This is a genomic window from Bacillus sp. AFS012607, from assembly GCF_002558005.1.
Taxonomy (GTDB): Bacteria; Bacillota; Bacilli; order Bacillales; family Bacillaceae_G; genus Bacillus_A; species Bacillus_A thuringiensis_S.
Genome location: NZ_NTVM01000002.1, coordinates 281,292 through 294,179, shown reverse-complemented (window position 1 = coordinate 294,179; position 12,888 = coordinate 281,292). Strand labels below are relative to the sequence as shown.

The window sequence follows — 12,888 nt, the reverse complement described above, 5'->3', positions numbered from 1 at the left end:
TATAATAATTTTATTCGGTAAAATAAAATTGACCGTCTCGGTAAAAAAAATCGTATTACGATTTTTCTTCTTTTTTAATAAATTGCTGCATTGTTCTCTCGGCGATTTGAAGTGCAGTAGTAGAAATATAATAAGGTTTGCTATTCGGATCTTTATCTGCACCTTTTGTGATTTCGTTTAATTCAGCCATTAATTCATAAAACTTTTTCACCCACACTTGAAATTGTTCTGGCGTAGCATCAAATTCCCAGCAGGATGAAACGTAATTCCACTTAGCTGGATCTTCACTTGCATTTTGTAATGTAAAAGCTTCTTCTGGTGCAGCAAGAATTTGGCTTTTCGTTCTTTCTATCATTTGTAAAAAGATTTGGCGACCTGATTCGCTTAATATTTCTAAATGAGGTAATAGATCTGCGGCAGGGGTGAAGCCTTTAGCGACAGATTGATAAAACTTTTGAACAATGCCATTCTTTTCTTCTGTATAAACAATCTCTATAAGACCATTCTTTTCTAATTCTTTTAAATGATAATGAATTTTCGCCCTTGAAATGCCGAATTTCTCAGATAGTAATTGTCCAGTATAAGGACGTTCGCATAGACGTATCATCATTTCGGCACGTAGTGGATCGCTTAATGCTTTTAGTTGGCTATAAGTGGTTAGTGTTAATACGGGCTTCAACATGATCAACTCCTTCAATAAAATTACTCGGTCAATATTATTTGACTGAATTGTATCAAGGATTCTATTTATTTTCAATACTTTCAGAAAATTTATTTTTTACTCTGTAATCTTCTGTTCATATTCCGTTCATATTTCTTTTTTATGATAAGTGCATAGAAAGAAAGAGGAAGGAGCGAGCATAATGTTTTTAGCTCTGCGTGAATTGAAACAATCAAAATTAAGATACGGATTAATCGGACTTATCATGGTTTTATTATCATTTTTAGTTCTTGTTATTTCAGGATTAGCAAATGGATTATCATATGATAATGCTTCATCGATTCAAAATATGGAGGCGAATAAGTTCGTTTTAGCAGATGATGCGGAAAATAAATTACTTCGTTCACAAATTAAGAAAGACGATGTAGATAACGTAGTAAATCAAGTGGACGAGAAAGAGGCAGTTCCATTTCGGGTGAAAGTTTCAACGTATGAAAAGAAAGATAGTTCGAAAAAGGTTGATATCGCTATTTTTTCAAGTGAACGTGATTCATTTTTAGAACCGAACATTGTAAAAGGTGAGAAATTAGGTACAGCAAATAATGAAATGGTTGCTGATGAATCAATTAAAGAAAAAGGAATCGATATTGGGGATACAATTATCGATCCTGTTTCAAAGAAAGAATTTACAATCGTCGGATTTACGAAAGATCAAATGTTTAGCCATACACCAGTCGTTTATGTAAATGAAGACGTATGGGGCGCTATTTCACAACCAAACCAAAAAGATTATAGTGCAATCGCACTTAATACAGATAAAGAAGTAAAAAATGCACACGTAATTGACAAAAAAGAAGTGCTGCAAAGTATTCCAGGGTTTAAAGAAGAGCAAGGAACATTAACAATGATCATTGCATTCTTACTTGTTATCGCTGCATTACTAATTGGTGTATTCTTCTACGTCATTACACTGCAAAAAACACAGCAATTAGGTGTATTAAAAGCAATCGGTACAAAGAACTCGTATTTAGCAAATAGCTTAGTCGTGCAGGTGTTATTCTTATCAGTCGTTGCGATGGTAATCAGTATCGTTCTTGTACAAGGGTTAGAACAAATTTTACCAGCAGGTATGCCGTTCTTATTAACAACACCGATGATTGCACAATATGCAGCAATCTTTATCGTAATTAGTATTTTAGGAACACTTATTTCGTTATACCAAGTATTAAAAGTTGATGCGCTAGAGGCAATTGGAGGCGGGATGTAATGACTTCATTATTAAAATTAGACAAAGTAAGTAAAGTGTACGGAGAAGGGAATACGGAAGTAACAGCCCTTCATCCGATATCGCTTGATGTGAAAGCCGGAGAATTTATCGGAATCGTCGGTCCTTCTGGATCAGGGAAAAGTACGTTATTATCAATCGCGGGTGCATTATTATCACCATCAAAAGGGGATATTTACATTCGTGAGCAAAATATTACACAGTTATCAGAAAAGGAAATGACAGACATTCGTTTGAAAAAAATCGGCTTCATTTTCCAGTTTGCAAATCTTGTTCCATATTTAAATGTGAAAGAACAATTGCTTTACATTGCAAAGCTGAAAAAAGAAAGTAAACAAGAATCGGAAAAGCGTGCAGATCATTTATTAGCGGCATTTGGATTAGGAGAAAGAAAGAATCATTATCCAAATCAACTATCTGGCGGGGAAAAACAAAGGGTAGCAATCGCTCGTGCGTTCATGAACAACCCAGATTTAATATTAGCGGATGAGCCAACGGCAAGCTTAGACTCAAAACGTGCACGTGAAGTTGTAGAAATGATGAAACGTGAAGTGAAAGAGAGCCAAAAAGCAGCAATTATGATTACACATGATGAAAGAATGCTTGATGTATGTGATCGTATATTGATGCTTCGAGATGGACAGTTAATATAAAAAAAGGAAACCCGTACATGTATGTGCGGGTTTCCTTTTTTTTAATGGATTTATTTAGAGAATAACGTTTTAATTTTATTACGAGTAAGTAATAAAACACCGCCTAATACAGATAGCATTCCTAGAGCCATATTGTTTGATTGCTCGCTACCAGCGTTAGGAAGTTCTTTAGCGTTATTGTTTTTAGTACCATTAGTTTGTTTAGCCTGTGATACTTCATTAATCTTATTATCAACATTTTGCTTCGTTGTATGTATCTCAGCTAATTTGTCATCAATTTTTTTCTCAGTGTGTTTAAAGTCGTTGATTTTAATATCTAAGTCTTGTTTTTTCTTTGATAAATCGTCTGAAACAGTTTGTTTTGATTGTTTAATTTCGTTAATTTTATTGATTAAATCTTGTCTAGCTTCTTGTAATGCAGCTAGTTTGTTTTTCACATCTTGTTTAGCTAGTTCTAAGTTAGCGGAAAGACTGTCTAAATTGCCTTTAATTTTCTTAAGTTCCTCTAACGTGTTACCAGTATTCGGCTTGTTTTCTTTTAACTCAGCAAGTTTGTCCTCAGCAGTTTGTTTCGCTTTCTTTAACTCAGCTAATTTTTCATCTACTTGTTTTTTTACTTCCTTAAGTTCATTAACCTTTTGATCGATGTTCTCTTTATGTTGCTTCATTTCATTCACTTTTTCATCGACAGTTTGTTTATGTTCTTTAATCTCATTCACTTTGTTATCGATATTTTGCTTATGCTCTTTTACTTCAGCAACTTTATCTTCTACTTGTTTTTTATGCTCTTTAATTTCAGCGATTTTATCTTCGGCGATTTGTTTGTCTTGCTGAAGTTTTGCATCTAACTCTTGTTTATGTTGTTTAATCTCGTTAATTTTTTCATCAGCAACTTGTTTACGTTCATGTAGTTCATTCACCTTCGTATCAACATTTTCCTTAACCTTGTTAAGTTCATTCAATGTTTGATCCACGTTTTCTTTGTGTTGCTGCAATTTCGCATCTAACTCTTGTTTATGTTGCTTAATTTCAGCTAATCGATCTCCCGTACTTTGCTGAGGAGTAGCATCATTTACTTCCGCATGAGCAGGGTTCGCGCCAGCAATCATTGCTAAAGCTAGTGTAGACGCAGCGATTGTTTGTTTTGTTTTCATATTTTTGTACCTCTTTTCTTTCATATGCATGAACTGTTTTGTGTAAAAATGAGCATATAGAAGTAGATTATCTTATTATTATATACTATGTTAGGCGCTTAGAGGAAGGATTTGCATAATAATCTATGATTATGTAATTTTTATAATCTCTTATTTGGGGGTAGGGGATAAACCTTTAGCTAGATGAACAATTTCTTCTATAGTAAAGCTTACATCTTTATTATTGCGAATAACAAACAAATAATCAGCCTCGTTTTCTACAGGATCTACCACATCATCGTGAAGTGATTCAGTTTGTTGTCGATCAAGTACTTCTTTGAAACTAGAATATCCACCTCTAAAAATATTCGTACTTCGCGTGCTTCGAGCCACTCTTTCGTAAAGTACATCATCTGGAATGTCAAAATGAACTAATATGCGTACATATTCATTCTGTGGAAATAATTCGTTTAGTAAATAGAATCTTCCGCTTTTACTGCGATTGGAATTACAAATAATAAGGTGTAAATTTGTATGTTCTTTCGCATAATCAACAATGAATTTTGAAAGACCGTGCTTTAGTATATTTGAACCTTCTGTCGGCTGTAATTTTTCATAATGTGTGTTAATAAATTCAGCTTGGTTGTCCTGGTCCATAATAAAAGAATTAGGTAACTCTTTTTCTAGCTCTTTTGCAAATGTAGTTTTTCCACTGTGTGTTTTTCCAACTGTAATGATGACTAATCTTTTCATGACGCCCTCCATTTGTATTGTTATGAACTGGAATATTCGGTGTAGATCGAAATCTTCCTGCTAGAGATTACACAAATTATTGGAGCGTTAGTAGGCTGAAAACTTGACAAAAAAACTTATTTATTCTATAATTTACCAATATAAAAATAAGGTGTATAATAGGGTTCTCCTGGCCAGGGGAACCCTATTTTTGTTGTGAAAATGAAGGAGAGTGTATGTGTGTGAAACAAGGTGAAGCAAGTGTAACGTCGTTAGTATCAGCTTTCGGAAGGGCGTATCATAGAGGAAATGGACCATTAACCCAAAATTAAAGTAGGGTATGATCCATAATAGTCACTTTATTCTTATCTTGTTTTATTTTTATAGTATCAAAAATACTTCTTATAGATTCGGATTTGGTTTTATCATCTATTAAGTGCCAAATACTTTCTAGTTTGTTTATCTGATCCCGAACAAATTCAGCGTCAACATTTTCCTTACATGATGTCAAATCTTTTTTTAATTTCTCTTTCTCATTTAGAAGGGAGTTCATTTTTTCATTGTATTTACTTTTAGTGATATCTCCTTCTATATATATATCACTCAACCTTTCTATCTTACTATCTAAGTGTTTCAGTTCATACTCTATATCGCTTTTAATATCTTTGGAATCTAATTTTATTGTAGTATTCTCAAAAGACCCTGAAATGTATTCAGCAAAAGCTTTGTCAACTTGTTCAGCTCTAATTCGCTTTCTGTTAGTGCAATTAATATTTTCTCGTCCGTATACACAGCGATAGTAACGATAATAATAATCGCCATATTTAGCTCTATCGCCCCTCATTGCCCGTTGACATTCGGGACAAAGTACAATTCCACTAAACGGATAATAAGAAACGCTTCTCGATCTTGTCTGTGCTTTATTACGTTTCGTTAATATTTTTTGAGTCGTCTTAAATTCTTCTTCACTTATTATAGGTATGTAACCTTCATTCTTGATCGGAACCCATTTGTTATTAACCTCCATATATCCGCAATAGAAAGGGTTGTGCAGTATTCTTTTTACCGCCGACTGTCCAAACTTATTATTCCGCCTTGTTTTAATACCTTTCCTGTTTAATTCTACAGAAATCTTAAATAGTCCCATGGTCTTGGATAGCTCATATATATAGCGTACAATTTCCGCTTGTTCTTCAACTATTTCAATTGATTTATTACCACTGCATCTATAACCGTATGGTGGATGTCCTGTTGAAAAAATGCCGTTTTCTCTCAACTTTCCAAATACATCTTTTATTCTCTCTGAAATCGTCTCACGTTCCCACTGTGCGGTTGTTCCCATCATATTCAATATCATTCGTCCTGTTGCGGTAGTGGTATCTATAGATTCTGTAGCGCTTTTGAAAGCTATTTCATTTTCTTTTATTGTTTCTAACATCTCGTTTAAATCTTTAACTGATCTAGTAAATCTATCTAATTTGTATACAAGTATTACATCGAATTTATCAACATTACTAAACATTCTTTGTAATGCAGGTCTATTTGTGTCTTTTCCGCTAAACCCATCATCAACATAATCCTCAACAACTTCCCAACCTTGAGAAGTTGCAAAGGATTCAAGTCTTAATTTCTGATTCTCTAAAGAGAATCCTTTTTCCGCTTGTTCATCTGTAGAGACTCTTCTATATATAGCGCATCTCATTAGAAATCACCAATAACTTTCTTTACACGTCCAATTATAGAAAATAGTGTTTTCCTATCATCTATAATATCTTTTTTATAAATTGAATCTAATGTTATTGAATTACCATCTTTATAAATTCTTCTTATCATAATTTCATTATTTACAGAAACAAGAGCCATATCCCCATTTTCTAAACTTGATGTTTGCATTACTAAAACTTTATGACCTTCAAATATACCAGGCATAGAATTATCTTTTACATTTATATAGAAGAAGTTACCTTCACTAATCCAACTGAAAGGAGTATCAATATATTCAATAGGGTCACTAAATGAAGTGGATCCAAATTCACTCTTTATAGCATCATATACAGGAACCTTTTTAATCCCAATTACTTCAATAGTTTTGGATTCATCTAATTCAACGATTTCAGACTTAGTAACTCCTAATGCATTTGCTATACGTTGTAGGGCAACCATCGGTATTATTGTTTTTCCATTAACATAATTACTTATAGTAGAACGTTTTATACCAGTCTTATCAGATAAGTCAATTTGTCTTAAACCTTTCCTTTTCATTAAGGTTTTAATGTTTTCACTCATTTTTTTAGCCATCATATCATCATTGGCGGTTTTGAAATTTCTAGGCATAGTAAATTTCTCCTTTTGGCATCTATTGTTATTACCTCAGTATTACTTAATTCATTATATAATAGAAAGAACAATAAAATCTATACTTTTAACTCATAAAAATGAACTTTTTACCCAAAAAATTAAATAAATTTGGACAAAAAGTATTGCATTTGATTTTTTTGCATGGTAAGATTACTCATGTAGCAGAGGTGAACAAGTGTTCGTATCGGGCGGGGTCTGTTTGCATATCTGATATCGGGATATTTGAACATCACTATGTTACAAAAATAATAGAATAGTGGGGGAAGTTCCATGGAGTTAACTTTTAGATTGGCGCGTCAGCGCGTAGGTTTATCATTAAGAGAAGCAGCAAAAGCGGCTGGTATTGGCTATAATACCTTACAAAAGTTAGAAGGCGATACTTCTAAAATTAAAATGGAAATTGCTAAGAAGCTGGCTGACATTTATTATATTGATCCATTCAAGCTTTATTATGGCAAAGAGGAAGATTACATAAAACAAGTGAAAAGCGAGTTTTTAGCAAGGTAACACTTGCACTTGCTGTTAGTGTGCGACAACTTATGTTATTTTAAAATCCATTTTTATTTAACAAAATAGGATATAATGATTTATATACTAATCACAATTATTCTACCAAACTAAAAGTTATGTAAGGAGTTAGGTACACTGAATGAAAAAATTAATTTTAACAACCGAACAGCAGCAACAATTTTTGAAACCGATCATAAAGTTTATACAAGATAATCCAAATTTATTTAACAAAGGTGGAGAATATGATGAAAGTCGAACGATTAAGGGAACGAGTAATAGAGTTAAAGCAAGCTAAAAACAGTTACATCGCTAATCAACGTTTAGTGCAAATGCAAGCAAGGAAGGCGAGAAACGAACCTTTAGAGGTTACGCGAGGTTATGCTAAATCAATGATTCACTGGCTGGACAAAGAAAGAGAAGTCAATGAAGAGTTGAAGCAAGTAACATTACAATTAAGAAAAATGGAGCGTGTTATTAATGGCTAAGAAGAAACGTCACTTCACTAAACAACCTGAAGTTAAAGTAGTTGAAAAGGTAATTGAAATTCATAAACAGCCCACATTACAAGAAGCTTGGGATGTTGTTTGTGATCACCTGGCGGTTGAATATAGAAACAGAAAAATAACGTGGTTTGTTGATTGTGTCGCTGTGCAAGGTCATAGAACAGGTGACATAGTGCTACATAGTGGCGGTATGGGAGCTAAAAAGTTAGTTGTATCATCTAAAAATTACAAAAAGGATTTGAGTTGGTAATGAAAAATTTCGAAAAAGAATGCATGCAAGCACGTCTTGATTTAGCTGAACGTCAAATAAATACACGTCTTGAAACATTAGCTAAAAACGAAAAGTTATTCGGAAGCAACTTTCAAGTTAAGGCTGAAGAAGTGCAACTACATTTACTTCTATCAACTATCACTGGTAAACCAAACAAATATATTGAATTCTAGGAGGAAATAAAATGAACTTATATAATTTAACTGGTCAATTTTTAAACATTCAAAACATGATTACTGACGGAGTGGACCCTGAAGTGATTCAAGATACATTAGAAGCGGTTGAAGAAGCTATTGAACAAAAGGCTTTAAACACGGCTTACATCATCAAATCTATTGAGGGAAACGTAGAAACTATTAAAATAGAAGAAAAACGTTTAGCGGCAAGAAGAAGAGCTTTAGAAAATAACGCGAAAAACTTACATTCATTCTTAGAACAATCTTTAAAAGCGGCTGAAATGGATGAAGTGAAAAACGAAACGTTAACACTTAAATTTAGAAACAACGCACCATCATTAGATATAGCTGAAGGCGCTCAAATACCGCAAATGTATTACAAGACGGCTGAACCTTCATTAGATAGAAAGCAATTACTAGACGCGATTAAAAAAGGCATTCAAATAGAAGGTGTAACAACTAAACGAACTAAAACATTACAAATTAAATAATTGGAGGAAATGAAAATGACTAAAGAAAAAAAAGCGGTTGAAGAAGTCAAACCTGATGAAGTGGTGGTAACAGATGAAGAACTTTATAGCTTTAAAAGAATGTTTGGAATCAATGTAAATGATGTAGTAGAAAAGAAACAAAATCTAACTTATCTTTCGTGGGCGTGGGCATGGGCTGAAACTAAAAAAATTGATCAGTTTGCAGTACAAAAAATTCACTGGTTCCCGTATGAAGGAAATCATGATATTCAAGTGCCTTATCTTAAAACGCCTAATGGTTATTTTGTTCAAGTATCAGTTACTATTCATGGACATACAGAAACAGAAATGTTACCTGTACTTGATCACAGAAATAAACCTATTGCAAATCCTAACGCGTTTGAACTAAATAAAAATCAAAAACGTTGCCTGGTTAAAGCTATCGCGCTACACGGTTTAGGTCTTTATATATACGCTGGCGAAGACTTGCCTGAAGATACAGAAGGCGGCAAAAAGACTATTAGCGAAAAGGCTAATGTGGGTTCTCGTAATGATGATATGGAGAAGTTAGGGAAAATAGTTTACGCAAAACGAAAAGCGTTAGAAAAGAAACACGGTAAAACAGAAGAAGAAGTTAATGAAGTATTAGCGCAAAATATTGTAGGTTGGGTTCCGTATACTAAAGACCCTTCATTATTACAGCAAGCTAAAGACTTATTACAATCCTGGGGAGTGTAAACAATGAAGACAGTTGTAAGAAACTATTCTAATAGAGGTAAATCGAATCCAGCGAATGATAAAGGTTTGCCGTTTGCTGTAACGGGCGAAACAGTTCCGGAACTGATTAAGAAAACAAATGCACTTCTAAAACGTGGGTATGATTTTAAAACACAATTCTATCAAGTTATTGAAACTAGACGTAACGAAAACGTTGGTTTAAATAGAAGACGTTTTAACCAATCTTCTAGACATAATAGCGATGTTGGAATAAGAACAAGAATGTTAAAAGAACTTATGTATTATGAATGCATGATGATTAAAGTTAATTAATCCAATTCTACTTAACAAAAAAGGAGAAAATACAATGAATGAACTATATTTCAACACTGAATTAGCGAAAGAAACGAGTTTAACAACGGCTTTATTAGCGGAATACATTAGAGATATTTGTGAGTTAGAAGGAAAAAGAAAAGTTGTTATTACTGGTGAAGAATTCGAGGAAACGATAGGAATTAAACCACTAGCAACTGAAAGAGCATTAAGAAAAGTTAGGGACGCGGGTTTGTTTACATATTCTTCACACCTTAGAAAAGATGAGTTCTGTTTTAAAATGGGCAAAAAAACTCCTGAAGCTGATAACAATTTATTGAAGTTTCCTTTAAAGTGTCAGTTTTCACCCAAAAGAATGCTGATACTGACAATTCTTCATGAACATGGTGGCTGGATGAATTCTGTTGAAGTAGGTGATGCATCTGAAGGTATCTTTACAAAAGACTCGGCTAATGCAGCACTAAACAGCATGTTTAGAAAAGGCGAGTTGTTAAAACGTGATGCAACAAAAATGAAAAAAGGAAGTGGAATAAGCGGTAAAAGAATTGAATTCAAAATTGCAGAGGTAACAGCATGAGTAAATATATATGGTTCAGTTCAGTAGTAGCACAAGAAACATTTTCTTTACATGCAGCAATATTATTAGAAAGGTTTCATGAACGTTCGAAGGTTGAAGGTCCTGAAATCGTGATCGATTACAAAGAAAGTATTCTACCTGGAATACCTGAATACATGGATAATAGAATACATTTTAAGAATACTGTTGAGAAGCTTCATGACGCTGGATATGGAGTTTTTAAAAAAGGAGCAGGTCAACATAGGAAACCTTCTTTCAAACTCACAAAAGAGCGTGTGAATCCCGACAATAACATTCATGTTGAATACCTTTCTAATAAGGGGATTAAACGTAATTACGTTCATAATCTTTTGTGTGATCTTTACCCTAAAGAAATAGAACTACACGAAGCGGCTTTAGTTAGAATTTTAATAGAAGAAGCCCAGGATATTATTTCGGAACAGGGCGTAAGAAAAGCTTTAAGCGCGTTAGTTAGTGACGGTTATTTAACCTTTGAAATGGGAAGTAACAAAGGCGTAGTTTACAAAGACCAGGTAGGGTACAAAGTTTACAAAGAGATTAAAAGCAAGTAAGGAGAATCACAATGAGCAACTTATTAAATGAACACCCATTAATTGTATTACCGTCTTTGGCGGTGGAGATTGGATTAAATGAAGCTATTATAGTGCAGCAAATACATTACTGGCTTCAGAAATCTAATCATGAATATGATGGGCGTAAATGGATTTACAATTCAGCAGAAGAATGGAAGAAACAATTTCCTTTTTGGGGAATCGCAACTATAAGACGAACATTTACAAAGTTAGAAAATAGTGGATTATTGCTGGTGGGCAACTACAATAAATTAAAAATCGACCGTACAAAATGGTATTCTATCGACTACAAAAGATTGAGTAATCCATCTAATCAAAATGATCAAATGGCAACTAATCAAAATGATCAAATGACAATTAATCAAAATGAACAATTGGATATACTCAATATGATTAAACCATTACCAGAGACTACACAGAGAATAACAGAAACTACTTCTAATGCTAACGCTGAAGATGTTAAAACGAAAAGAAACAAGAAAACTTATTCTCCTGAATTTGAAGAAGTATGGTCTGTATATCCTAAAAAAAGAAACAAACCTAAAGCTTATCAGAGATATAATGAAGCTAGAGCTAAGTTTCATAGTCATGAAGTTATCTTGTATGGTGTAACTAAATATGCTGAAGAATGTGCTAATAGAGATATGCAGTATATAAAGATGTTAGAAGGCTTCCTGAATGATGAGAGGTACCTGGAATACAAACGTATGAATGAAGTAAAGAAAAAAACTGACACAGCTAAAGAAGGCGCTGAAATTAAGTTATGGTAGGTTATTCAATGGATGAAGAGAAAACGGTTGTTGTTGGTTGGGTTGCTGAATATATAGTAGTTGATTGGACCCAGGAAATTGAATATGAACCAGTGGCGTTTTTATACTTACCAAGAAAAATAAAATGTTGGGGGAAGGGAAAACAATGTTTAATATAGGACAAGTAGTTATTATAGCGATTGGGATGTTTATTACAGGTTATGTTAAATCTAATATTGACCACAAAAAGCAAAATGATCAATCATGATAAATCCAAATCTATTTAACGAATTTAAAATACAAACATATGAAAAGGTGGAAAATAAAATGACAAACTTAGTATTCTTAAATAACAACAATGAAGTAGTAACAGATTCTTTATTAGTGGCTGAAGTATTTGGCAAAGAGCATAGAAACGTTATGCAATCTATACGAAAATTACAAGAAGAATTAGAATCTATTGGTGATTACAAGGGTGTGCTTAATTTTCAGCATACTGTATACAAGCATGAACAGAATGATCAAATGTATCCTAAATGCAATATCACTAAAGATGGTTTCGCTCTATTAGCAATGGGATTCACTGGTAAAAAAGCATTAGAGTTCAAAATGAAATATATCAAAGAATTCAACCGTATGGAAGAATACATCAAGACGCCACAACAATTAAAGCCGATTGATCAAATTAAGTTATTGTTGGCTAATTCTGTTGATACTGAAGAACGCCTATCTACTGTAGAAGGCAATGTTGAAACGCTGCAAAACACCATGACTATTGATTACAGAGAACAAAGCGTACTTAATCAAGCAAAGAAACGCCGTGTAGAAATCATGTGGAAAGAACGCGGGGAACTAAGCAAATATGATACTAAACAGAAGATGCATTCAGGTGCCTGGAAAGACGTTTATATCCGTTTCGGTGTTGCTAGTTACAGAGATATCGCTAAAGTTGATTTCGATAACGCGTTGAACTTTATCAATTCATGGATTCCACTAAGTTTCTAAGCTAAATATAATAGATTGCGGATTAGGCTAAGACACAGTTTAATCCAAATTTATTTAACAAATTGGGTAAAAAGTTTAATAAAATGGTTTACATGTTTAAAAAATTGGTGTAAGATAAATCTTGTCAAAGGGACAAGGCAATCAAATGCCTGGGTGGTCATG

The 12,888-nt window shown here is 33.4% G+C and carries 19 protein-coding genes and 1 pseudogene; 15 read left to right on the top strand and 5 right to left on the bottom strand.

All coding sequences use genetic code 11. The features are described 5' to 3' along the window. Nucleotides 1-55 precede the first annotated feature (55 nt). Nucleotides 56-679, bottom strand: a complete 624-nt coding sequence (locus CN409_RS01815) for an ArsR/SmtB family transcription factor (protein ID WP_014895296.1) — start codon at nt 677-679, stop codon at nt 56-58. A gap of 184 nt (nt 680-863) precedes the next feature. Between CN409_RS01815 and CN409_RS01810 the strand changes: the two genes are divergently transcribed. Both CN409_RS01810 and CN409_RS01805 read left to right on the top strand, forming a co-directional pair. Further along, entirely contained in the window at nt 864-1,928 is a 1,065-nt protein-coding gene (locus CN409_RS01810) for an ABC transporter permease (RefSeq protein WP_097981010.1), read from the top strand. Further along, complete coding sequence (locus CN409_RS01805; RefSeq protein WP_000202594.1) at nt 1,928-2,599, top strand: ABC transporter ATP-binding protein; 672 nt, start codon at nt 1,928-1,930, stop codon at nt 2,597-2,599. The genes CN409_RS01810 and CN409_RS01805 overlap by 1 nt, the downstream gene beginning before the upstream one ends. 50 nt (nt 2,600-2,649) lie before the next feature. On the opposite strand, the gene CN409_RS01800 is transcribed toward CN409_RS01805, so the two are convergent. Together CN409_RS01800 and CN409_RS01795 are read right to left on the bottom strand one after the other, a co-directional pair. Continuing rightward, nucleotides 2,650-3,753: an LPXTG cell wall anchor domain-containing protein gene (locus tag CN409_RS01800; RefSeq protein WP_000850999.1), complete on the bottom strand. Its 1,104-nt coding sequence runs from the start codon at nt 3,751-3,753 to the stop codon at nt 2,650-2,652. A gap of 150 nt (nt 3,754-3,903) precedes the next feature. After that, nucleotides 3,904-4,485 carry an ATP-binding protein gene (locus CN409_RS01795; protein WP_000826975.1) on the bottom strand — a complete coding sequence of 194 codons (582 nt, stop codon included), beginning with the start codon at nt 4,483-4,485 and terminating at the stop codon, nt 3,904-3,906. Between the two features lie 215 nt (nt 4,486-4,700). On the opposite strand from CN409_RS01795, the pseudogene CN409_RS32720 reads away from it, so the two are divergent. Then, nucleotides 4,701-4,766 (top strand): annotated as a pseudogene (locus CN409_RS32720) (methyltransferase); the annotation flags it as partial. A gap of 26 nt (nt 4,767-4,792) precedes the next feature. Here CN409_RS32720 and CN409_RS01790 read toward each other — a convergent pair. Both CN409_RS01790 and CN409_RS01785 read right to left on the bottom strand, forming a co-directional pair. Further along, entirely contained in the window at nt 4,793-6,166 is a 1,374-nt protein-coding gene (locus tag CN409_RS01790; RefSeq protein WP_097807826.1) for a recombinase family protein, read from the bottom strand. Then, a complete protein-coding gene (locus tag CN409_RS01785; RefSeq protein WP_042598361.1) occupies nt 6,166-6,798 on the bottom strand; it encodes a LexA family protein in 633 nt (210 codons plus the stop codon). Before CN409_RS01785 ends, CN409_RS01790 begins: the two co-directional genes overlap by 1 nt. 294 nt (nt 6,799-7,092) lie before the next feature. Between CN409_RS01785 and CN409_RS01780 the strand changes: the two genes are divergently transcribed. The 12 genes from CN409_RS01780 to CN409_RS01730 all read left to right on the top strand — a co-directional run bounded on the left by CN409_RS01780 (nt 7,093) and on the right by CN409_RS01730 (nt 12,726). After that, the gene (locus tag CN409_RS01780; protein WP_042598360.1) at nt 7,093-7,329 is read left to right on the top strand and encodes a helix-turn-helix domain-containing protein; all 237 of its coding nucleotides are present in this window, start codon (nt 7,093-7,095) and stop codon (nt 7,327-7,329) included. Between the two features lie 248 nt (nt 7,330-7,577). Next, entirely contained in the window at nt 7,578-7,817 is a 240-nt protein-coding gene (locus tag CN409_RS01775) for a hypothetical protein (protein ID WP_097807825.1), read from the top strand. After that, nucleotides 7,810-8,085 carry a hypothetical protein gene (locus tag CN409_RS01770; RefSeq protein WP_097807824.1) on the top strand — a complete coding sequence of 92 codons (276 nt, stop codon included), beginning with the start codon at nt 7,810-7,812 and terminating at the stop codon, nt 8,083-8,085. The genes CN409_RS01775 and CN409_RS01770 overlap by 8 nt, the downstream gene beginning before the upstream one ends. Further along, nucleotides 8,085-8,279 carry a hypothetical protein gene (locus CN409_RS01765; RefSeq protein WP_097807823.1) on the top strand — a complete coding sequence of 65 codons (195 nt, stop codon included), beginning with the start codon at nt 8,085-8,087 and terminating at the stop codon, nt 8,277-8,279. The genes CN409_RS01770 and CN409_RS01765 overlap by 1 nt, the downstream gene beginning before the upstream one ends. Nucleotides 8,280-8,290: 11 nt before the next feature. After that, nucleotides 8,291-8,773, top strand: a complete 483-nt coding sequence (locus tag CN409_RS01760) for a siphovirus Gp157 family protein (protein WP_097846256.1) — start codon at nt 8,291-8,293, stop codon at nt 8,771-8,773. 15 nt (nt 8,774-8,788) lie between these two features. After that, complete coding sequence (locus CN409_RS01755; protein ID WP_042598351.1) at nt 8,789-9,490, top strand: Sak single strand annealing protein; 702 nt, start codon at nt 8,789-8,791, stop codon at nt 9,488-9,490. Between the two features lie 3 nt (nt 9,491-9,493). Then, the gene (locus CN409_RS01750; RefSeq protein ID WP_097807821.1) at nt 9,494-9,802 is read left to right on the top strand and encodes a hypothetical protein; all 309 of its coding nucleotides are present in this window, start codon (nt 9,494-9,496) and stop codon (nt 9,800-9,802) included. 34 nt (nt 9,803-9,836) lie between these two features. Then, nucleotides 9,837-10,379 carry a hypothetical protein gene (locus CN409_RS01745; protein WP_097807820.1) on the top strand — a complete coding sequence of 181 codons (543 nt, stop codon included), beginning with the start codon at nt 9,837-9,839 and terminating at the stop codon, nt 10,377-10,379. Further along, nucleotides 10,376-10,951, top strand: a complete 576-nt coding sequence (locus tag CN409_RS01740; protein WP_095690531.1) for a hypothetical protein — start codon at nt 10,376-10,378, stop codon at nt 10,949-10,951. The genes CN409_RS01745 and CN409_RS01740 overlap by 4 nt, the downstream gene beginning before the upstream one ends. A gap of 11 nt (nt 10,952-10,962) precedes the next feature. Next, the gene (locus CN409_RS01735; protein WP_097846255.1) at nt 10,963-11,742 is read left to right on the top strand and encodes a hypothetical protein; all 780 of its coding nucleotides are present in this window, start codon (nt 10,963-10,965) and stop codon (nt 11,740-11,742) included. Nucleotides 11,743-11,750: 8 nt separating this feature from the next. Then, nucleotides 11,751-11,900: a hypothetical protein gene (locus tag CN409_RS31675; RefSeq protein ID WP_170948770.1), complete on the top strand. Its 150-nt coding sequence runs from the start codon at nt 11,751-11,753 to the stop codon at nt 11,898-11,900. 148 nt (nt 11,901-12,048) lie between these two features. Then, entirely contained in the window at nt 12,049-12,726 is a 678-nt protein-coding gene (locus tag CN409_RS01730) for a Rha family transcriptional regulator (RefSeq protein ID WP_097807818.1), read from the top strand. Nucleotides 12,727-12,888 lie beyond the last annotated feature (162 nt).